Here is a 20,991-nt window from a genome sequence, read left to right on the forward strand (position 1 = left end):
CAGCGTGTATAATTGAATATAATTTTATTCCTTGAGAAAAACCGCACTTCGCCAAAACAAATCCCTTCCCGACATTTCAAAAGCCGAAAATCCTGCTATAATGAGCTGTATAAATAACCAGTAAATTACAGTAAAACAAACGGCAAAACATGGATATTTCAGAATTATTGGACGGGCTGAACGACAAACAGCGCGAAGCGGTTGCGGCGTCATTGGGCAACTATTTGGTGCTGGCGGGCGCCGGCAGCGGCAAAACACGGGTGTTGACTCACCGTATCGCATGGTTGGTCGGAGTGGAAAATGTGCCGGAATCGAATATTCTGGCGGTAACCTTCACCAACAAAGCCGCCGCCGAGATGCGCCATCGGATCACCGCTACTTTGCAGCGCAGCAGCGAACAACCGTTGTTCGGCATGTGGATCGGCACGTTTCACAGCATTGCCAATCGGCTGTTGCGCGCTCACTATCCCGATGCCAACCTGCCGCAGGATTTCCAAATTCTGGATTCAGAAGACCAAGTGCGGTTGCTGAAGCGGCTGTTGAAACTGCACAACTACGACGAAAAAAACTTCCCGCCGAAACAAGCCGCGTGGTACATCAATCATAAAAAAGACAATGGTTTGCGTCCGCACCAAATCGACGATCATCACGATCGCAGCGAACGCGAATGGATTCGGATTTATCAAATTTATCAAGATGCCTGTGATCGCGCAGGACTGGTCGATTTTGCTGAATTATTGTTGCGTGCCTATGAATTGTGGCTGAAAAAACCGCTGATTTTGCAGCGTTATCAACAGCGTTTTCAGCATATTTTGGTCGATGAGTTTCAAGACACCAACAATATTCAATATGCGTGGATCAAATTGCTGGCGGGCGATCATGGCAAAGTGATGATCGTCGGCGATGATGATCAGTCGATCTACGGTTGGCGCGGGGCGAAAATCGAAAATATTCAACGCTTTTTGCAGGATTACCCGAAAGCCGAAACTATCCGGCTAGAGCAAAATTACCGCTCCACCGGCAATATTTTGCAAGCCGCTAACCAGCTGATTGCCAATAACAGCGATCGCTTGGGCAAGAATCTTTGGACCGACGGCGAACAGGGCGAGCCGGTCGGCATTTATTGTGCGTTTAATGAATTAGACGAAGCGCGTTTTGTGGTAGCGCAAGTCAAACAGTGGCAAGAGGACGGCGGACAATATAGCGACTGCGCGGTGTTGTATCGAAGCAACAGTCAGTCTCGTGTGCTGGAAGAGGCGCTGTTGCAAGCGCAAATTCCTTACCGAATTTACGGCGGAATGCGCTTTTTTGAACGCCAAGAGATTAAAGATGCGCTTGCTTATTTGCGACTACTTGCTAACCGAAACGATGATGCTGCCTTTGAACGAGTGGTGAACACGCCACCAAGAGGCATTGGCGACCGCACTTTAGATACCTTGGGCCAGTTAACAAGGGAGCGACAGATCACCCTTTGGCAGGCGACGAATCTGGCGATCAGCGAAAACAAACTGGCGGGGCGCGCCGCAACCGCACTTTTGCGTTTTATGGAACTGATTAACGCACTGGAGCAAGACAGCAACGAAATGCCGCTGTTTGAACAAACTGACTTTGTGATTAAACATTCGGGTTTGTACCAAATGTATCAACAAGAAAAGGGCGAAAAAGGCGAAGTGCGGATCGAAAACTTAGAGGAACTGGTTTCAGCGACGCGTGAGTTTCTTAAACCGGACGAATCCGATGAGATGACCGATCTCAGCGCGTTTCTTACCCATGCTTCACTGGAAGCCGGAGAAGGACAAGCCGATCGTCATCAGCCGAGCGTGGAGATGATGACTCTGCATTCCGCCAAAGGACTGGAATTTCCGCGCGTGTTTATTGTCGGCATGGAAGAGGGCATTTTCCCAAGCCGCATGGCGTTAGAGGAGAGCGGACGGCTGGAAGAAGAACGCCGACTTGCTTATGTCGGCATCACCCGCGCCAAGCAGCAGCTCACTATCAGCCATGCTGAAAGTCGCCGTTTATACGGCAAAGAGGAACGCCATGTGGTTTCGCGTTTTGTCGCTGAATTGCCGGCAGAGAATATTCGCGAAATCCGCCTGCGCGGCACAGTCAACCGCACTTTCCACTCAAGTGCGGTCGGCCAACCGGCTAGCGATCCCCTCAACCAAAGCAGCTGGAAAATGGGGCAAAAAGTCAGCCACCCTAAATTCGGCAACGGCACGATCATCAATGTAGAAGGCAGCGACAACAACACCCGCCTACAAATTGCATTTCAAAATCAAGGAATTAAATGGCTGATTGCGCATTTGGCGAAGTTGGAGAAACTATAGGAACACGATAAAGTCAGGGCTGAAAATGGTCAGCCCTCTTTTGTATCAGTTAAGACGTAGTAAAAAATTCAGGCTATTTCTCCTCAAACTCCCTCGCCGCCTGTTCAAACCGTTGATTTTCCTCTCTTAACAAGGTTTCGGCTTGTAAGCCCAGCTGGCGGCTGAGATTCGACACGGAAAACAGCAATTCGGCAAGTGGGGCGGCGACCGCAGTTTGTGGATGTTCGCCAGCAAGTACGGTTTTGATTGCTGCCAATTGCTGTTCCGCTTGGCTGAGGCTCTGTTCGGCGGTTTGGCTGCCGAAGCCCAGTTTGTTGCCGCGTTTTTGTAATTTTTCGGCACGCAACAGCGCAGGCAGGGCGTGTGGCACGTCGTCCAGTTGCGAAAATTGCTGTTTCTGGTGGCGCTCTTGTTGCTTTTTCTGTTCCCAGTTTTTCAGCGCCTGTTCGCTGTTTTCCGCTTTATTTTCACCGAAAACATGCGGGTGGCGGCGGATCAGTTTGTCGCTTAAGGTTTCGACCACGTCCTGAAATGCAAAGCGTTGTTCCTCTTCCGCCAATTGGCTGAGAAACACCACTTGCAGCAGCAGATCGCCCAATTCTTCTTTTAATGCAGGGAAGTTTTCAGTTTGAATCGCGTCCACCACCTCATAGCTCTCTTCCAACAGGTGCGGCACAATAGTGTGATAATCCTGTTCCAAATCCCACGGGCAGCCGCCGTCCGGATTGCGCAGCTGCGCGACAATTTCCAGTAACTGTTGAAGTGCGGTATTCATATTGCCTCCTGATATTCAAGTGCGGTAAGTGGATAACAAAAAACCGATTCCATTGCTGAAATCGGTTCTTTTTAAATCGGTTACGATTATTTTGTGCCCGGAATGCTGAAACGTTTGTTGAAACGCTCAACACGGCCGCCGGTGTCAACAACACGTTGTTTACCGGTGTAGAACGGGTGGCAAACACCACAAACGTCCAAGTTGATGTCACGTCCGATAGTAGAACGTGTTTTGATCACGTTACCGCAAGAGCAGTTTGCAGTAATTTCTTTATATTCTGGATGAATACCTTGTTTCATGGAAAACCTCGATTGAAGCCATATCGCTATCGGGAACGCGCCCGACACCATATGTAGTTAATAAAATGCGCTTAACACGCCGATCTTTTTAAAGACGGCAAATTATACAGGATAAAAATCGGTTAAGCAATAGGCGCAAGCCGTGCGGTTTGGGTGGAAATCTGCTATAATCGGGCATTATTTTTTGATTGAGAGTGTTATGCGTTTGATCCGTGTGGCGTTGGCGATTCCGCTAGCCCGTTATTTTGACTATTTGATTGACGATGCCGCAGTGGTGGCGATAGGCAGTCGGGTTATCGTGCCGTTTGGACGGCAACAACGGGTGGCGATTGTGATCGAATTTCCGCAGCAAACGGAAGTGGCGCAGGCGCAGCTTAAATCGGTGATTCGGGTGTTGGATCCGCAGTCGATTTTCACGCCGGAACTCTATCCTTTGCTGACATGGTCGGCAACGTATTATCAAACCGGATTGGGCGAGGTGTTGTTTCAGGCGCTGCCGATTAAATTGCGCCAAGGTGAGGCGGATCACAGAGCGGTTGAATCATTCTGGCAGATCACGCCGCAGGGCGAACAGGCACTGGCAAACCACAGTTTGGTGCGTGCCAAAAAGCAGCAACAGGCACTGGCACAGTTGGCAAATGAGCCGAATGCGGAGCAGCCGCAGGAATTTTCTCGTGCGATTTATACCGCATTGGAACAAAAAGGGTTGATTGCGCGCGAAACCGTTTCGCACCAAATCACCCCTTGGCAGACTGCGCTTGAGTGTTCGGATTGGCTTAATGTGCAGAATAAATTGCGTTTAAACAAACAACAGGCGCTGGCGGTCGGGGCGGTGAATTTTGCGCAGGGATTCAATACTTGGGTGCTCGACGGCGTGACCGGTTCGGGCAAAACCGAAGTGTATCTGCATTTAATGGAAAACGTGTTGGCACAGGGCAAACAGGTGCTGTTGCTGATTCCGGAAATCGGTTTAACTCCGCAATTGGTACGCCATGTGCAACAACGCTTCCGATTGCCGATTTCAATTTTACATTCTAATTTAACCGACGCCCAACGGTTGCTAGCCTGGCAACAGGCAAAAAGTGGCGAAAGTGCGGTGGTGATCGGCACGCGATCCGCACTTTTCACCCAATTTCAGCAGCTTGGGCTGATTATTTTAGATGAAGAACATGATTTGTCGTATAAACAGCAAGACGGCAGTTGGCGGCATCATGCGCGCGATTTGGCGGTGATGCGTGCCAAAAATAATGGGATTTCGCTGGTGCTCGGCAGCGCCACGCCGAGCCTGGAAAGCCTTGCCAATGTGGCAAACGGCAAATATCGGCATTTAATTCTGAATCAACGGGCGATGAACAGCACGGCATTGCAGCATCGAGTGCTGGATTTGAAAAAGCAGCGGGTGGATCGTGGGCTGTCGGAACAATTGTTGCATTTGATGCGTCAGCATTTAGAAAAAGGCAATCAGGTGTTGCTGTTTCTCAATCGGCGGGGCTATGCGCCGATTTTGCTGTGCCATGAGTGCGGTTGGATTGCAGAATGCCAGCATTGCGAGCGTCCTTATACTTATCACAAAAAGCAGAATATCCTGACCTGCCACCACTGTGAGCGCAAAGTGAAAATTCCGCAACAGTGCCCTGAGTGCGGTTCAACTCATTTGATCACTTCCGGTGTCGGCACAGAGCAGTTAGAAAGTGTGCTGGCAGAAAAGTTTCCTGATTACGGCATTGCGCGCATTGATCGCGACACCACTGCGCGCAAAGGGGCAATGGAAAATCAATTAAAGCAGATTAAAACGGGTCAACGGCAGATTTTAATCGGCACCCAAATGTTGGCGAAAGGGCATCACTTTCCGGATGTCACCTTAGTGGCGATGGTAAATATCGACGGCGCGCTGTTTTCGGAAGATTTTCGCAGTGAAGAGCGGTTGGCGCAGCTGTATGTACAGGTTGCCGGGCGCGCAGGGCGCGGTGACAAAGCAGGCGAAGTGGTGTTGCAAACCCACTTTCCCGATCATCCGCTGCTGCAAACCTTACTACGACAAGGCTATGATGAATTTGCCAAACAGGCGCTGCAACAGCGGCAAATCATCGGGCTGCCGCCGTTTGCCGCACAAGCGTTGTTTCGAGTGAAAAGCAAAAACAGCCAAAGTGCGGTTGACTATTTAACACAAATTGCGACATTTTTTGAGACTTATAGCCGGCAAACAAAGCTGGAAGGGCTACAGATCCTCGGGCCAATAGAGGCTCTGCACGCTAAAAAAGCGGGGCAATATCATTGGCACCTATTGTTACTACATCGCTCAAGAGCGGTTTTGCAGCACTGCCTTCAGCATTTTTCAAATCATAAAATGGCGTTAAATTTGGATCAGTCGGTGCGTTGTATTTTAGACATTGATCCGCAGGATTTCAGTTAACGGCAAATAGAGGCTAGGATTTTTACGCTTTTTTAAGTAAAATTGCGCTTCATTTTGGCTAAAATTTAAGTAAATAGGATAATTAAGTGGTTCAGCGTGATTATGCTTCTCGTGGCAGAACGGCATCGAAGAAGAAAAAAAATAAGGTAAACAAAGGGTTATTGCTGGGGATTGCTTTTGCATTAGTAGCACTGTTTGCTGCGGGATTGTATTTCTTAAAAGAAAAATCGAATGAAAACGGTGTTGTCATCGGCAGCACGGAAAAAGTGGAAGAAAACAAACCGAAAAGCACGCTGCCGAGTCGTCCCGAAGAGGTGTGGAGCTATATTCGCGATCTGGAAACCCGTGAGATTCCGGTGGACAATAGCCCGAAAAGTTTAGATAAAGTCCAAAATTTAACCGACGAACAGAAAAAAATTCTGCAAATGTTGGAACGCGACGCACAAGCGGCGGAAGCTGCGCAAGTTGATAAAAATGTGGCGGTGCAGGCGAAAGTGCAAGAGACTGTGAAACCGACAACGCCGGTAGCGGCGCCGGCTACGACAGCCAGCGCAGCCGCACCAAATGCAGAAAAGCCAATTGTGGAAAAACCGAAACTGCAAGCGACGACTAAACCGGCTGAAGTGGTGCAAGCAAAACCGAAGCAAGAGAGTACAGCAACACAAACAAAACCGACCTCTACGGCAAAATTCGGCTTGCAATGCGGTGCGTTTAAAAATCGCGAACAGGCTGAGAATTTGCAAGCCAGATTGGTGATGTCAGGATTTGATGCACGCGTCAGCAGTAGCTCGACCTTCAATCGGATCTTTATCGGTCCGATTGGCGACCGAGCAGCGGCGAATGCGACATTACAAAAAGCGAAAAGCGTTGCCGAGTGTGTGGTTGTCGGTATGTAATACCGCACTTTGAACAACTGAAAACGGTCAAAAGTGAATTTTTGACCGTTTTTTGATCTGCGCCGATTAAAATATGTGGCTTTCGATTAAAAAAGGATCAGCCGATCAAAATAATGATCTTTTTTGAAAAAAGATCTTGCCAAAAAAAATTGGCGTCCTATAATGCGCACCCACTGACAGCGAGAATGCGAAAGCAACTTGGCTGAAGTGGAAACGAAAAGTGACTGAAGAAATCGCTTGACGTCAAAACTGGATTGTGTAGAATAACAATCCTTTCCGCTAAAAAATAGCGGATATGTTCTTTAACAATTTATCAGACAATCTGTGTGGGCACTTGTGCAAGACATTGGTATGAAAATTTTAAATATTAAAGTCTTAATGAGTGCTGAAGTAAATTTATTTTAGGTCAGATATTCATTGAGCGATTGAACTTGAATTGAAGAGTTTGATCATGGCTCAGATTGAACGCTGGCGGCAGGCTTAACACATGCAAGTCGAGCGGTAACAGGGGGGAGCTTGCTTCCTTGCTGACGAGCGGCGGACGGGTGAGTAATGCTTGGGGATCTGCCTTATGGAGGGGGATAACGACGGGAAACTGTCGCTAATACCGCGTAGTATCGAGAGATTAAAGTGTGGGACTTTTCGGAGCCATGCGCCATAAGATGAACCCAAGTGAGATTAGGTAGTTGGTGGGGTAATGGCCTACCAAGCCCGCGATCTCTAACTGGTCTGAGAGGATGACCAGTCACACTGGGACTGAGACACGGCCCAGACTCCTACGGGAGGCAGCAGTGGGGAATATTGCGCAATGGGGGCAACCCTGACGCAGCCATGCCGCGTGAATGAAGAAGGCCTTCGGGTTGTAAAGTTCTTTCGGTGATGAGGAAGGGGCTAATTTTAATAGGGTTAGTCATTGACGTTAGTCACAGAAGAAGCACCGGCTAACTCCGTGCCAGCAGCCGCGGTAATACGGAGGGTGCGAGCGTTAATCGGAATAACTGGGCGTAAAGGGCACGCAGGCGGATAGATAAGTGAGATGTGAAATCCCCGAGCTTAACTTGGGAACTGCATTTCATACTGTTTATCTAGAGTATTGTAGAGAGGGGTAGAATTCCACGTGTAGCGGTGAAATGCGTAGAGATGTGGAGGAATACCGGAGGCGAAGGCGGCCCCTTGGACAAATACTGACGCTCATGTGCGAAAGCGTGGGGAGCAAACAGGATTAGATACCCTGGTAGTCCACGCTGTAAACGATGTCGATTTAGGGGTTGGGTGTATATCTGGCTCTTGTAGCTAACGCGTTAAATCGACCGCCTGGGGAGTACGGCCGCAAGGTTAAAACTCAAATGAATTGACGGGGGCCCGCACAAGCGGTGGAGCATGTGGTTTAATTCGATGCAACGCGAAGAACCTTACCTACTCTTGACATCCAGAGAATCCTGTAGAGATACGGGAGTGCCTTCGGGAGCTCTGAGACAGGTGCTGCATGGCTGTCGTCAGCTCGTGTTGTGAAATGTTGGGTTAAGTCCCGCAACGAGCGCAACCCTTATCCTTTGTTGCCAGCGATTCGGTCGGGAACTCAAAGGAGACTGCCGGTGATAAACCGGAGGAAGGTGGGGATGACGTCAAGTCATCATGGCCCTTACGAGTAGGGCTACACACGTGCTACAATGGCGTATACAGAGGGTGGCGAGTCAGCGATGATGAGCAAATCTCTTAAAGTGCGTCGTAGTCCGGATTGGAGTCTGCAACTCGACTCCATGAAGTCGGAATCGCTAGTAATCGCAAATCAGAATGTTGCGGTGAATACGTTCCCGGGCCTTGTACACACCGCCCGTCACACCATGGGAGTGGGTTGTACCAGAAGTAGATAGCTTAACCTTCGGGGGGGCGTTTACCACGGTATGATTCATGACTGGGGTGAAGTCGTAACAAGGTAACCGTAGGGGAACCTGCGGTTGGATCACCTCCTTAGTAGATTGATGTGTTGTATAGGTGTTCACACAGATTGTTTGATGATGAAGAGAAGAGAGATAACAGAATATCGTGTTATGGTCGGAGTCCCCATCGTCTAGAGGCCTAGGACATCGCCCTTTCACGGCGGTAACCGGGGTTCGAATCCCCGTGGGGACGCCATAACACGATGTTGTTGAAATCGTATTGTTCTTTAAAAATTTGGACACAAGCTAAAAACTGAAGAGAACTCAAGCGAGTTGTTTTTGATGAATGAAAGTTTATTGAAGATAACATCGTAAGAGCTGAGTAATCGAGAAATCGAAGGACTTGTTGAGTGATAAAAGGCACTTGATAGGTCAGCGTAGGGAAACTTACGCACGAGTCAATTGAGACAGCGTCAGGGATGAAAACTCTTGAGGTTGTATGGTTAAGTGACTAAGCGTGCAGGGTGGATGCCTAGGCAGTCAGAGGCGAAGAAGGACGTGCTAATCTGCGAAAAGCGTGGAGGAGTTGATAAGAAGCGCTATCACTCCACGATATCCGAATGGGGAAACCCAGTGGGTGAAGAACCCACTATCAACACATGAATCCATAGTGTGTTGAGGCGAACCGGGAGAACTGAAACATCTCAGTACCCCGAGGAAAAGAAATCAACCGAGATTCTGTAAGTAGCGGCGAGCGAACGCGGAAGAGCCGTTAGTGATAGCGATGGAATTAGGAGAATGTGCTGGGAAGCACAATCGTAGAGGGTGATAATCCCGTATCCGAAGATTCCATTGTGGTACTAGGCTAACAACAAGTAGGGCGGGACACGAGAAATCCTGTTTGAAGATGGGGGGACCATCCTCCAAGGCTAAATACTCCTGACTGACCGATAGTGAACCAGTACCGTGAGGGAAAGGCGAAAAGAACCCTGGTGAAGGGAGTGAAATAGAACCTGAAACCCTGTACGTACAAGCAGTGGGAGCCTCTTTAATGGGGTGACTGCGTACCTTTTGTATAATGGGTCAGCGACTTATATTATGTAGCGAGGTTAACCGAATAGGGGAGCCGAAGGGAAACCGAGTCTTAACTGGGCGAGTAGTTGCATGATATAGACCCGAAACCCGGTGATCTAGCCATGGGCAGGTTGAAGGTTGGGTAACACTAACTGGAGGACCGAACCGACTACTGTTGAAAAAGTAGCGGATGACTTGTGGCTGGGGGTGAAAGGCCAATCAAACCGGGAGATAGCTGGTTCTCCCCGAAATCTATTTAGGTAGAGCCTTAGATGAATACCTTCGGGGGTAGAGCACTGTTTCGGCTAGGGGGTCATCCCGACTTACCAACCCGATGCAAACTGCGAATACCGAAGAGTAATATCTAGGAGACACACGGCGGGTGCTAACGTTCGTCGTGGAGAGGGAAACAACCCAGACCGCCAGCTAAGGTCCCAAAGTACTAGTTAAGTGGGAAACGAAGTGGGAAGGCTTAGACAGCTAGGATGTTGGCTTAGAAGCAGCCACCATTTAAAGAAAGCGTAATAGCTCACTAGTCGAGTCGGCCTGCGCGGAAGATGTAACGGGGCTAAAACTAGTCACCGAAGCTGCGGCATCAGGCGTATCACTAATACGCCTTAAGCTTAACAACTTACGAGTGGAATGAGTAAGTTGGTCAAGCCCTTTAAACGTTGAGACGGTATGCTGTTGAATCGGCGTGAGGAAGGATTATTAGTGATACGCCTGTTGGGTAGGGGAGCGTTGTGTAAGCGGAAGAAGGTGTATTGAGAAGTATGCTGGACGTATCACAAGTGCGAATGCTGACATAAGTAACGATAAAGGGGGTGAAAAACCCCCTCGCCGGAAGACCAAGGGTTCCTGTCCAACGTTAATCGGGGCAGGGTGAGTCGGCCCCTAAGGCGAGGCTGAAGAGCGTAGTCGATGGGAAACGGGTTAATATTCCCGTACTTGTTATAAGAGCGATGTGGGGACGGAGCAGGTTAAGTGAGCCGGGTGACGGAAGTCCCGGTCCAAGCGTGTAGGATGGATGATTAGGCAAATCCGGTCATTTAAATCAGAGGCGTGATGGGGAGACTCTACGGAGTCGAAGTTGCCGATACCACACTTCCAGGAAAAGCCGCTAAGCTTATCTTATAATAAACCGTACTGAAAACCGACACAGGTGGTCAGGTAGAGAATACTCAGGCGCTTGAGAGAACTCGGGTGAAGGAACTAGGCAAAATAGCACCGTAACTTCGGGAGAAGGTGCGCTGATGGTAATTGAAGTCCTTATCGGATGGAGGTGAAGTCAGTCGAAGATACCAGCTGGCTGCAACTGTTTATTAAAAACACAGCACTCTGCAAACACGAAAGTGGACGTATAGGGTGTGACGCCTGCCCGGTGCTGGAAGGTTAATTGATGATGTGAGAGCATTTGATCGAAGCCCCAGTAAACGGCGGCCGTAACTATAACGGTCCTAAGGTAGCGAAATTCCTTGTCGGGTAAGTTCCGACCTGCACGAATGGCGTAATGATGGCCAGGCTGTCTCCACCCGAGACTCAGTGAAATTGAAATCGCCGTGAAGATGCGGTGTACCCGCGGCTAGACGGAAAGACCCCGTGAACCTTTACTATAGCTTGACACTGAACATTGAATTTTGATGTGTAGGATAGGTGGGAGACTATGAAGTAGCAACGCCAGTTGTTATGGAGTCGTTGTTGAAATACCACCCTTTAAGGTTTGATGTTCTAACACAGACTGCGGAACGTGGTCGTGGACAGTGTCTGGTGGGTAGTTTGACTGGGGCGGTCTCCTCCCAAAGCGTAACGGAGGAGTACGAAGGTTTGCTAATCACGGTCGGACATCGTGAGGTTAGTACAATGGTATAAGCAAGCTTGACTGCGAGACGGACATGTCGAGCAGGTGCGAAAGCAGGTCATAGTGATCCGGTGGTTCTGAATGGAAGGGCCATCGCTCAACGGATAAAAGGTACTCCGGGGATAACAGGCTGATACCGCCCAAGAGTTCATATCGACGGCGGTGTTTGGCACCTCGATGTCGGCTCATCACATCCTGGGGCTGAAGTAGGTCCCAAGGGTATGGCTGTTCGCCATTTAAAGTGGTACGCGAGCTGGGTTTAGAACGTCGTGAGACAGTTCGGTCCCTATCTGCCGTGGGCGTTGGAGAATTGAAAGGGGCTGCTCCTAGTACGAGAGGACCGGAGTGGACGCACCGCTGGTGTTCCAGTTGTTTCGCCAGAAGCATTGCTGGGTAGCTACGTGCGGAAGAGATAAGTGCTGAAAGCATCTAAGCACGAAACTTGCCTTGAGATGAGTTCTCCCCGACTAAGAGTCGGTAAGGGTTGTTTAAGACTAAGACGTAGATAGGCGGGGTGTGTAAGTGTAGTGATATATTGAGCTAACCCGTACTAATTGCCCGAGAGGCTTAACCATACAACGCTCAAGGGTTTTTGAGTTGAGGATAGAGTCAACTAGAGAACCTGATAAGAAAGAGTTTTTGAAGAGATTAGCTTGTGACCGAATAAAGAATAGCGTGACGCACGAAAGAATAGATACGAAAGTATAGATAAGTACGAACGAACAAAATGACAATCAAGCCGAATTATTCCGGCGGCGATAGTGCAGTAGTCCCACCTGATTCCATGCCGAACTCAGAAGTGAAATGCTGTAACGCCGATGGTAGTGTGGGGTCTCCCCATGTGAGAGTAGGACACCGCCGGATTTTATATAAGATAGCCCCTGTATCGAGAGATGCAGGGGTTTTTGTTTTGGGGAAATAAAAAACGGCAAAGGCAGAAGGCATCGTAGAAAAATGACTAAAAAGAGTCCTTTTTGCAATAAATGCTACTCCCACAAATACGGCTTTAAGCAAGCTGCTTATAAGTCTGTTTTCCGATGGTATAATCGAGCCGGGTTTGAGCGGATTGGAGGTAATTTGTGTGAGAATATATCCGTAAACAATCCAACCATTTATAGCATTGCTTGTCCTGAATTTTTACCGTGTTTTGTAATGCGTTCTGAGCTACAGAAATAACAATTTTTGGGCCATTTTAAAAAATCTTACTTCAAGCCTTATTCTATAAGGGATTCAGCAAGATTCAGCCACATTTTTGTCTATTATGCCGTTATTTAGAGAACCACTTATCACCGTAAAAAAACAGCAGCATTCCGAGAAATACCACACACAAGCCGATGAATTTCCAGACGGTTGCAGGGCGGATTGGCATTTGGATTAAGCCGTAGTGATCGATCAGCATTGCCATAATCAGCTGCCCGACGATAATAAAAAACAGCATATTACTGACGCCGACTTTTGGGGCGAGCATGATAGTGGTGAAAACCACCAACGCGCCGAGTGTGCCGCCGGTCCATTTCCACCAAGATTGGTGTGGTAGATTAATCCAGATGTCGTTGAGATTGGCTTTGCTGATGGTGATGATGAGTAAGACGAGCGTTCCGGTGAAAAACGAAATCAGCGCGGCGGCAACCGGTTGCTCGCCGACGCCTTTGCTCAGTTGGCTATTAATGGCGGCTTGGCTGGCGAGGGCAATGCCGGAAACCAGCGCAATAAGATAGAACAGCATAGGCTTAGATCGCTTCTTCGTTTTCTTCTGAAGTGCGGATCCGGATAACGCGCTCGACATCGTAGATGAAAATTTTGCCATCGCCGATTTTGCCGGTTTGCGCGGTTTCGATAATCGCATTCACGCAGTCGTCGACTTGTTCATCGGCGATCACGATCTCCAGTTTTACTTTCGGCAGAAAATCGACCATATATTCTGCGCCACGATAAATTTCAGTATGTCCTTTTTGGCGACCGAAGCCTTTCACTTCGGAAACCGTCATGCCGGTGATGCCGACATCAGAAAGCGCTTCACGCACGTCGTCTAATTTGAAGGGTTTGATGATGGCTTCAATTTTTTTCATACTGCTTCCTTATTAGCTGGATTTGCGCGCCGATTTCGGGCGAAAACTTTGAATCACTTCCGGCACTGTATCAATATAAATCCCGTCGATCAACTGTAAGCAATATGGCACGGCGCTGAAAATGCCTTTAACCAATACGTTGCCGTGTTGATCTTTAACGCCTTCCAATGTTTCCTTAATCGCTTTCGGCTGACCGGGCAGATTGAGAATCAGCGACTGTTTGCGAATCACGCCCATTTGACGCGAGAGAATTGCGGTCGGCACAAAATGTAGGCTGACTTGGCGCATCTGCTCGCCAAAGCCAGGCATTTCGCGATCCGCCACCGCCAGTGTGGCATCAGGGGTGACATCACGTTTGGCAGGCCCGGTGCCGCCGGTGGTGAGAACCAAATGGCATTCATGTTGATCCACCAGTTCGATCAGCGCTTGCTCAATGAGGGCTTGTTCATCCGGAATCAGGCGGGTTTCGACTAAAAATGGCTCGCAGAGTGCCTGCTCTAACCAAGTTTGCAGTTCGGGGATTCCCTGATCTTGATAAACACCCTGTGAAGCGCGGTCGGAAACCGACACTAAACCGATTTTAAGTTGTTTTTCCATAAGACTATTCCGTTACTGTTGTTCTGTTTTTGGCGCTTGCAGTTTGAGTTCTTCAATCGCGTGGGTCATGCTGCGTTGAATTAACGGCACACGTTCGTCATCCGCCGGTAGTTGGCGCAACATCATTTCCCACGACATTAACGCCATTTTATAATCTTCTTTTTCAAACGCACTGAATGCCAGCAAACTTAAGGCTTGTACGTTGTTGTGATCAAGCTTAATCACTTCACGCAACAGCAGTTCGCCGCGGAGTTTGTCGTTTTCATCTTGTGAGAACATCAACACCCGGGCATAACTCAGTTTGTATTCGTTGTTTTCCGGCTGAAGTGCGGTGGCGCGTTTGTAGCTGTCTAACGCCAGTTGTCCATTGCCGGCTGCCATTGCAATTTGCCCTAACAACCACCAATTTTGGTGATTTTCAGGATTTTTCTGTAAATCGGCACGCAGCGCAATAATAAAGCGGTGCAATTCATCGGTAGTGAGCGGATTTTGTTGTTCCTCGGCTAGCCGTTGCTGCAAGTGCGGTAGCTCGCCATGCGCTTGTTCCAGCATACTCTCCGAATGCCATGAGCCGACGGCAAAATAAGTCAGCAGGGCGATCGAAGCTAATCCGAGGGTGGCGGAAGCGAACCAAATCTTGCCGTTTTTCACCCGTTGTTTGCCAACCGCACTTTGTTCTTGTGGAATGTCGTTGAGCAAGCGCTGTTGTAGCTCATGTTCACTTTGCTGCGGATCGTCGAGCAACCCTTGCTCATTATCCTGCTGCAACTCTTGTAGGCGATCGTAGTAGAACGCCTTGTTCAAATCCTGCTGCCGAACCGCACTTTGTGACTGGCGGCTGCGCAGTAGCGGAAAAAACGCGACCACTGCGATAAACAGCGTCAGCAGTAAAAAACTTAACCACAACATTATTTTTTCTCCTGGCGGTCGGCTTGCAAAATCGCATCCAGACGCTGTTGATCTTGCGCTTGGCTTGAGGCTTGCGGTTTATTCGCATCGCGGCGAGGTTTACGGCGAAATAACACGCCAATTCCGAGCAGCAACAGCAGCGCCGGAATCAACCATAAAAGTGCGGTTGACATCGTGAGCGGTGGATCGTAGGTGACGAAATTGCCGTAGCGTTGCACCATATAATCGACGATTTCTTGTTTGTCTTTGCCTTGTTGCAGCAGTTCGTATACCTTGGCGCGCATATCGTTTGAAATCGTCGCATTGGAATCGGCGATATTGTTATTCTGGCATTGTGGGCAGCGCAATTGTTGGGTCAGTTGTTGATATGTCTGCTCCTGTTGCGGCGAACTAAATTCATAGGTTTCAATTGCCGCAAAAGTCGATACGCTGACCAGCAATAAACAGATGATTTTTAAGCTTTGCATTCTGAATCCTCTGTGATGATTTTGTCAAATAGCGACTTAAACCGCTCTTGCCACACCGATTCGTTCATATCGCCGGCATAGCGGTAGCGAATAACGCCTTTACAGTCAATCAAAAAGGTTTCCGGCGCGCCGTACACCCCTAAATCCAAGCCGAGCATTCCTTTCTGATCAAAAATATTGTATTGATAAGGATTGCCTAAATTTTTCAGCCATTGCACCGCTTTATCTTGCTGGTCTTTGTAGTTAATGCCGATGATCGTGACATTTTGTTTTGCCAGCTGATTCAAATATTGGTGTTCGGCATAGCAGGTCGGGCACCACGTCGCCCACACGTTCAGCAATAGCGGCTTGCCTTGTTGAAAAATAGCCGGTGTAAGCGGTTGTTCACCCGGCAGCAAGGCGGGCAGTTCAAAGTGCGGTATCGGCTTGCCAACGAGAGCGGATTCCAGCGCTTTCGGATCATCACCGGCGGAATTACGCACCAATTGCCAAGCGAAAACCAGCACCAAGCCTAAAAACGCCAACAACGGCAGAAACAGTTTTTTATTGTTCATTCACCGCCTCCTGTTTGCGGGTTTGTTTGGCGATTCGGCTCAGGCGATAGCGTCGATCCAGCATTGAAAGCAAGCCGCCGAGCGCCATAAACACGCCGCCGATCCAGATCCAGCGGATAAACGGTTTATAATATAAGCGCACCGCCCAAGCGTCGTCCTCCAAGCGTTCGCCCAGTGCCACATAAATATCGCGGCTGAAACCCCAGTCGATAGCGGCTTCGGTCATGCTCATGCGGCTGACGGTATAAAAGCGTTTTTCCGCGTGTAAAATGGTTTCCAGCTTGTCTTTGTGGTGCACTTCAACCACCGCTTTCACGCCTTCATAGTTTGCGCCATTGTCCGGTGTGACGCCTTGGAAAACAAAGCGGTAATCGGCAATTTGCGCGCTGTCGCCCGTTTTCATGCGTACATCGCGTTCCACGCTGTAATTTTGGCTGAACGCAATGCCGAATACTGTCATCGCCACCCCAACGTGGGCGGCAATCATGCCCCAATGCGAGCGGGACAGTTTGCCGATACCTTTAATAAAGGTGTGGCGATGAGTCGCACGCTGCTGCATTTCATACAGACTGAGCAAGAAAATAAGCACTGCCATCATGGTGCCCAACACCGCAGTGGTGGTGATTTGATCAAACAGCAAGTGCGGTAGCGCGAAGCCTGCGACGATCATCACAATCACACTGATGATCACCGGCTTGCGAATGGCGCTAAATTGATCGCGCCGCCATTTGACTAATGGCCCGATTCCCAGAATAAACGAAAACGGCAGCATTAAAATCAGAAACATTTGATCGAAAAACGGCGCACCGACTGAGATCGAACCTAAGCCGAGCTGCTTATGCACCAACGGCAGCAAGGTGCCGATTAACACAATCGAAAGTGCGGTCATCAGCAACACGTTGTTTAACAGTAATAAATTTTCGCGCGAATAGCGTTCATAGTGAGTTGTCGATCGGATTTGGTTGCCTTTGACCGCATATAACGCCAGTGAGCCGCCGATGACGATCACCAGATATGCTAGAATGTACAAACCACGGGTCGGATCGGAAGCAAAGGCGTGCACCGACACCAAAATCCCGGAACGCACCAAAAATGTACCAAGCAGACAGAGTGAGAATGCCAGAATTGCTAATAATACAGTCCATGCTTTAAAACTGCCGCGTTTTTCAGTCACCGCAAGTGAGTGAATCAGTGCCGTTCCGGCAATCCATGGCATTAGCGACGCATTTTCTACCGGATCCCAGAACCACCAGCCGCCCCAGCCCAGTTCGTAATACGCCCACCAAGAGCCGAGTACGATGCCGAGGGTCAAAAACAGCCAAGCGGCGAGTGTCCATGGACGCGACCAACGTGCCCATGCGGTGTCTAAATTGCCGCCGAGCAGCGCAGCAATCGCAAAAGCAAAAGCAACGGAGAAGCCGACATAGCCCATGTAGAGCAATGGTGGATGAAAAATCAGCCCGACGTCTTGCAGCAGCGGATTCAGTTCGCGTCCGTCAACCGGAAAATCAGGAAAAGTGCGGTCGAACGGATTGGAGGTGAAAATAATAAACATTAAAAAGCCGATGCTGATCACGCCCATTACTGATAGTACGCGAGCGATCGCCTCTTGTGGCAGGCTTTTACTGAATATCGCCACTGCGGCGCCCCACAGCGACAACAGCCAGATCCACAATAATAACGAGCCTTCGTGCGAGCCCCACACCGCCGAAAGACGGTAGTGTAGCGGCAGGTTAGTATTGGAGTTATTGACGATATATTGCACGCTGAAGTCGTTAACTGCGAATAAATAGCTGAGTGCAATAAATGAAAACGTCAGACAGAAAAACAGGCTGAAGGCCATCGGTTTTGCCAATGACATTAAGGTGCTGTTATTTTTCAAGCAACCGTAAGCGGGAAGCGCGCTCAGCAAAACCGCAATCGCCAAGCCGAGCGCTAGCGCATAATTTCCGAGTTCCGCAATCATTTATTTGCCTCAATCGTTTGTTGCAGATTGTGTTGAAATTTTTCCAAATTCTGTTGATCGCGATCGGAAACGCCTTTTAGATCCACATCAGATACGCCCATCGGCTGGTGTACTTTCTGCATCTGGCTTTCCAATTCCGGCGGCACATAATTTTCATCATGTTTTGCCAACACTTCATGCGCTTTTAAGGTGCGTTCATCAACCAGCACGCCTTGCGCCACAATGCCTTGTCCTTCACGGAACAGATCCGGCAAAATGCCTTCATATTCCACGGTGACCGACGGACCAATGTCGTTCAAATCGAACCGCACTTTCAGGCTTTTCGGATCACGCACCACCGTGCCTTCGACCACCATGCCACCGATTCGTAACCGTTGTCCGGGCTGTGGGCGAGTGTCACTCTTGTTGTCTTTACCGTAGATCACTTCGGTCGGGGTATAAAACAGGTCGATATTTTGTCGCAAGGCGTACAACATCAAACCGACGGCAACGGATACGCCGAGCAGCACCAATAACACTAAACTGAGGCGGGATTTGCGTCTAGGATTCATTATTGGCTCCTGTTGAGTTGTGTGGTGAAGGCTGCTGCGAACGTTGTTGCACGCGTTGCTGCCGTTGTTGCTCTTTGGCAACCCAGCTTAAAATCTGTTTTTTCTCACGAATGCTGACTACAATTAAAATCAGTAACGCAGCCACGGTGATGGCATAACATAGCCAAACATAAAAACCGTAGCCGCCCATATCAAAAAAGTCGTGCCAAGTTTGGAAAAATGGGGTCATTTTTTCACTCCTGTAAGATAGTGTTCAGCCATTGCTTGCACCCAAGGGCGTTTTTGTTCTTCTTGCAACAGCGCATTGCAATAGCGGATCAGCGTCAGCCAGACCGATAAAAACAGAAATCCGAAAATCGACAGAATTAATGGAATCAGCATTGGCGTTGCCATCGACGGCTTTTCAAATTTTGTGATAGTCGCACCTTGGTGCAGCGTATTCCACCATTCAACTGAAAAATGGATAATCGGCAGGTTGATTACGCCGACCACCGCCAACACTGCGGCGGCTTTTGCCGCGCTGCGGCGATCTTGAAACGCCGAATAAAGGGCTAAAATGCCTAAATACAGGAATAATAAAATTAATTCGGAAGTGAGGCGTGCGTCCCATACCCACCAAGTGCCCCACATCGGCTTGCCCCAGATTGCGCCGGTTACCAGCGCTAAAAAGGTGAAAGTCGCTCCGATCGGCGCCATCGCGATCATCGCCAAATATGCGTGGCGAATCTGCCATACCAAGCCGACAATTGCGGCAACTGCCATTGAAGCATAAATCCCCATCGACCAAATCGCCGCCGGAACGTGCGGATAAATCATTCGGAAACCATTGCCCTGTTGATAATCCGCCGGTGCAAATGCCAGCCCCCAAATCCAGCTGATGCTGAGTAGCGCTAACGCCAACACGCCGAAAACCGGCTGTAATTTACCAAGCAGATGGTATTGTGTTTCTGCTTTGGCATAAGGGTGTAACCATTTCCACATAGGTCATTTCACTCCATTTATTTTTAAACATATTTATCAAATGATTAATCTAGGCTGATACGCAACGCTGCAGCAATCGCAAAAGGCGACAGCGAAACGGTTAGTGCCATAATCGCACCTAAAATTGCCAGTTGCCCGCTGTAGCTTAAATTCAGCAGCGCAGCATCCAACACCGACGCCGAAAAAATCAGCACCGGGATAATCAATGGCACAACCAATAAACTCAATAACACACCGCCTTTGCGCAGCGCAACGGTCAGCGCCACGCCGATCGCACCGATTGCGCTTAACGTTGGCGTGCCGAGTAATAGGGTCAAAATCAGCGCGCACCAAACCACCGGCTCCATCGACAGTAACAATGCCACAATTGGCGACAGTAACAGTAACGGAAGTGCGGTCAGCAGCCAATGCGCCACCACTTTCGCCAACATTGCCAACGGCAACGGATACGACAGCAACATTAACTGTTCCAACGAGCCGTCGCGAAAATCATCGGCGAACAAACGCTCAAATGCCAACAGCGCAGAGAGTAGCGCGGCAACCCACACCACACCCGGTCCAATCCGTGCCAGCAGCGCCGGTTCAGGGCCAATCACCAATGGAAACAGCGTGATCACCAACAAGAAAAACCACAACGGATTTAACAATTCGGCTTTTTTCTGCCACGCAATTTTCAGTTCCCGTTTCACAATATTCCAAAAAATCATTCGTGCTAATCCTTTACGCCGCGGCTTTAAACGGCTGCATCGGGAAGATTTGCAGCAGCTCACTTCTGACGGTTTGGTGGCTGGTCAACAACACCAAACCACCTTGCTGGCAATGGCGTTCAAAAAGTGCGGTCAGCTCTGCGCGCCCTTGTTTATCAATGGCGGTAAAGGGTTCGTCTAAAATCCATAACCCGGCGTTGCTTAACAACAAACGCGCCAATGCCACGCGTTTTTGTTGCCCGGCGGACAACTGATAAACCGCACTTTCCTCATAACCGCCGAGACCAACCTGATACAGCGCCTGCCAAATGATCTCGTCGCCTTGTTTGGTATTGCTGATTTGCTGATAAAAGCGCAGATTTTCATAGGCGGTCAATTCGCTTTTCACGCCGCTGTAATGCCCTAAATAGAGTAAATTAGCAAGATAGCCTTCTCGATTTTTAAAAATATCTTGCTGATTCCAAAAGACATTGCCGTGAATCGGTTGCGAAAGGGTGGTTAAAATCCGCAACAAGCTGGTTTTGCCGATCCCGTTGTGCCCTTCCAATTGCACTAATTGCCCGCTGCCGAAGGTCGCCGACAAGCCCTCAAACAACAGTTTCTCGCCCCGTTGGCACGCCAGATTGCTTAGTTTTAATTGATTTTGTGCAAACATCAGACCCACT

Annotated in this window: 17 protein-coding genes, 1 tRNA gene and 3 rRNA genes; 7 read left to right on the plus strand and 14 right to left on the minus strand. The window is 49.1% G+C overall.

The features are described 5' to 3' along the window. Positions 1-149 precede the first annotated feature (149 nt). Positions 150-2,330, plus strand: a complete 2,181-nt coding sequence (gene uvrD, locus ACUHGC_RS04865; protein ID WP_446834512.1) for a DNA helicase II — start codon at positions 150-152, stop codon at positions 2,328-2,330. Between the two features lie 73 nt (positions 2,331-2,403). On the opposite strand, the gene mazG is transcribed toward uvrD, so the two are convergent. Further along, positions 2,404-3,105 (minus strand): nucleoside triphosphate pyrophosphohydrolase, encoded by a 702-nt coding sequence (mazG, locus tag ACUHGC_RS04870; protein ID WP_446834513.1) that lies wholly within the window; start codon positions 3,103-3,105, stop codon positions 2,404-2,406. 86 nt (positions 3,106-3,191) lie between these two features. Continuing rightward, entirely contained in the window at positions 3,192-3,404 is a 213-nt protein-coding gene (rpmE, locus tag ACUHGC_RS04875; RefSeq protein ID WP_446834514.1) for a 50S ribosomal protein L31, read from the minus strand. 199 nt (positions 3,405-3,603) lie between these two features. Between rpmE and priA the strand changes: the two genes are divergently transcribed. From priA to rrf, 6 genes are all read left to right on the plus strand, one after another. Then, positions 3,604-5,817, plus strand: a complete 2,214-nt coding sequence (gene priA, locus ACUHGC_RS04880) for a primosomal protein N' (protein ID WP_446834515.1) — start codon at positions 3,604-3,606, stop codon at positions 5,815-5,817. 86 nt (positions 5,818-5,903) lie between these two features. Next, positions 5,904-6,713, plus strand: a complete 810-nt coding sequence (ftsN, locus tag ACUHGC_RS04885; RefSeq protein ID WP_446834516.1) for a cell division protein FtsN — start codon at positions 5,904-5,906, stop codon at positions 6,711-6,713. Between the two features lie 433 nt (positions 6,714-7,146). Continuing rightward, positions 7,147-8,687, plus strand: a 16S ribosomal RNA gene (locus ACUHGC_RS04890). Between the two features lie 86 nt (positions 8,688-8,773). Next, positions 8,774-8,849, plus strand: a tRNA-Glu gene (locus tag ACUHGC_RS04895). 245 nt (positions 8,850-9,094) lie between these two features. Then, positions 9,095-12,100, plus strand: a 23S ribosomal RNA gene (locus ACUHGC_RS04900). Between the two features lie 173 nt (positions 12,101-12,273). After that, a 5S ribosomal RNA gene (rrf, locus tag ACUHGC_RS04905) occupies positions 12,274-12,389 on the plus strand. Together the 16S, 23S and 5S rRNA genes with 1 tRNA gene alongside form the textbook arrangement of a ribosomal RNA operon. Positions 12,390-12,792: 403 nt before the next feature. Here the strand turns inward: rrf and ACUHGC_RS04910 are convergent. The 12 genes from ACUHGC_RS04910 to ccmA are packed head-to-tail and all read right to left on the minus strand — an operon-like array spanning position 12,793 to position 20,981. Next, the gene (locus tag ACUHGC_RS04910; RefSeq protein WP_446834517.1) at positions 12,793-13,251 is read right to left on the minus strand and encodes a DMT family transporter; all 459 of its coding nucleotides are present in this window, start codon (positions 13,249-13,251) and stop codon (positions 12,793-12,795) included. 4 nt (positions 13,252-13,255) lie between these two features. After that, on the minus strand, positions 13,256-13,594 hold the full coding sequence (gene glnB / locus ACUHGC_RS04915) for a nitrogen regulatory protein P-II (protein WP_446834518.1): 339 nt from the start codon (positions 13,592-13,594) through the stop codon (positions 13,256-13,258). Positions 13,595-13,606: 12 nt separating this feature from the next. After that, positions 13,607-14,191, minus strand: a complete 585-nt coding sequence (gene mog / locus ACUHGC_RS04920) for a molybdopterin adenylyltransferase (protein WP_446834519.1) — start codon at positions 14,189-14,191, stop codon at positions 13,607-13,609. Positions 14,192-14,203: 12 nt separating this feature from the next. Next, on the minus strand, positions 14,204-15,103 hold the full coding sequence (ccmI, locus tag ACUHGC_RS04925) for a c-type cytochrome biogenesis protein CcmI (RefSeq protein ID WP_446834843.1): 900 nt from the start codon (positions 15,101-15,103) through the stop codon (positions 14,204-14,206). Next, positions 15,100-15,567, minus strand: coding sequence for a cytochrome c-type biogenesis protein (locus ACUHGC_RS04930; RefSeq protein WP_446834520.1), 468 nt, complete (start codon positions 15,565-15,567; stop codon positions 15,100-15,102). Before ACUHGC_RS04930 ends, ccmI begins: the two co-directional genes overlap by 4 nt. Further along, the gene (locus ACUHGC_RS04935) at positions 15,555-16,121 is read right to left on the minus strand and encodes a DsbE family thiol:disulfide interchange protein (protein ID WP_446834521.1); all 567 of its coding nucleotides are present in this window, start codon (positions 16,119-16,121) and stop codon (positions 15,555-15,557) included. Before ACUHGC_RS04935 ends, ACUHGC_RS04930 begins: the two co-directional genes overlap by 13 nt. Continuing rightward, a complete protein-coding gene (locus tag ACUHGC_RS04940; RefSeq protein WP_446834522.1) occupies positions 16,111-18,087 on the minus strand; it encodes a heme lyase CcmF/NrfE family subunit in 1,977 nt (658 codons plus the stop codon). The genes ACUHGC_RS04935 and ACUHGC_RS04940 overlap by 11 nt, the downstream gene beginning before the upstream one ends. Beyond that, entirely contained in the window at positions 18,084-18,638 is a 555-nt protein-coding gene (gene ccmE, locus ACUHGC_RS04945; RefSeq protein WP_446834523.1) for a cytochrome c maturation protein CcmE, read from the minus strand. The genes ACUHGC_RS04940 and ccmE overlap by 4 nt, the downstream gene beginning before the upstream one ends. Then, positions 18,628-18,867, minus strand: a complete 240-nt coding sequence (gene ccmD, locus ACUHGC_RS04950) for a heme exporter protein CcmD (protein ID WP_446834524.1) — start codon at positions 18,865-18,867, stop codon at positions 18,628-18,630. The genes ccmE and ccmD overlap by 11 nt, the downstream gene beginning before the upstream one ends. Continuing rightward, positions 18,864-19,619 carry a heme ABC transporter permease gene (locus ACUHGC_RS04955; protein ID WP_446834525.1) on the minus strand — a complete coding sequence of 252 codons (756 nt, stop codon included), beginning with the start codon at positions 19,617-19,619 and terminating at the stop codon, positions 18,864-18,866. Before ACUHGC_RS04955 ends, ccmD begins: the two co-directional genes overlap by 4 nt. A 44-nt stretch (positions 19,620-19,663) precedes the next feature. Beyond that, a complete protein-coding gene (gene ccmB / locus ACUHGC_RS04960; RefSeq protein ID WP_446834526.1) occupies positions 19,664-20,326 on the minus strand; it encodes a heme exporter protein CcmB in 663 nt (220 codons plus the stop codon). 13 nt (positions 20,327-20,339) lie between these two features. Next, positions 20,340-20,981 (minus strand): cytochrome c biogenesis heme-transporting ATPase CcmA, encoded by a 642-nt coding sequence (gene ccmA, locus ACUHGC_RS04965; RefSeq protein ID WP_446834527.1) that lies wholly within the window; start codon positions 20,979-20,981, stop codon positions 20,340-20,342. Between the last annotated feature and the right edge of the window lie 10 nt (positions 20,982-20,991).

It is taken from the genome of Testudinibacter sp. P27/CKL/0425 (genome assembly GCF_052931395.1).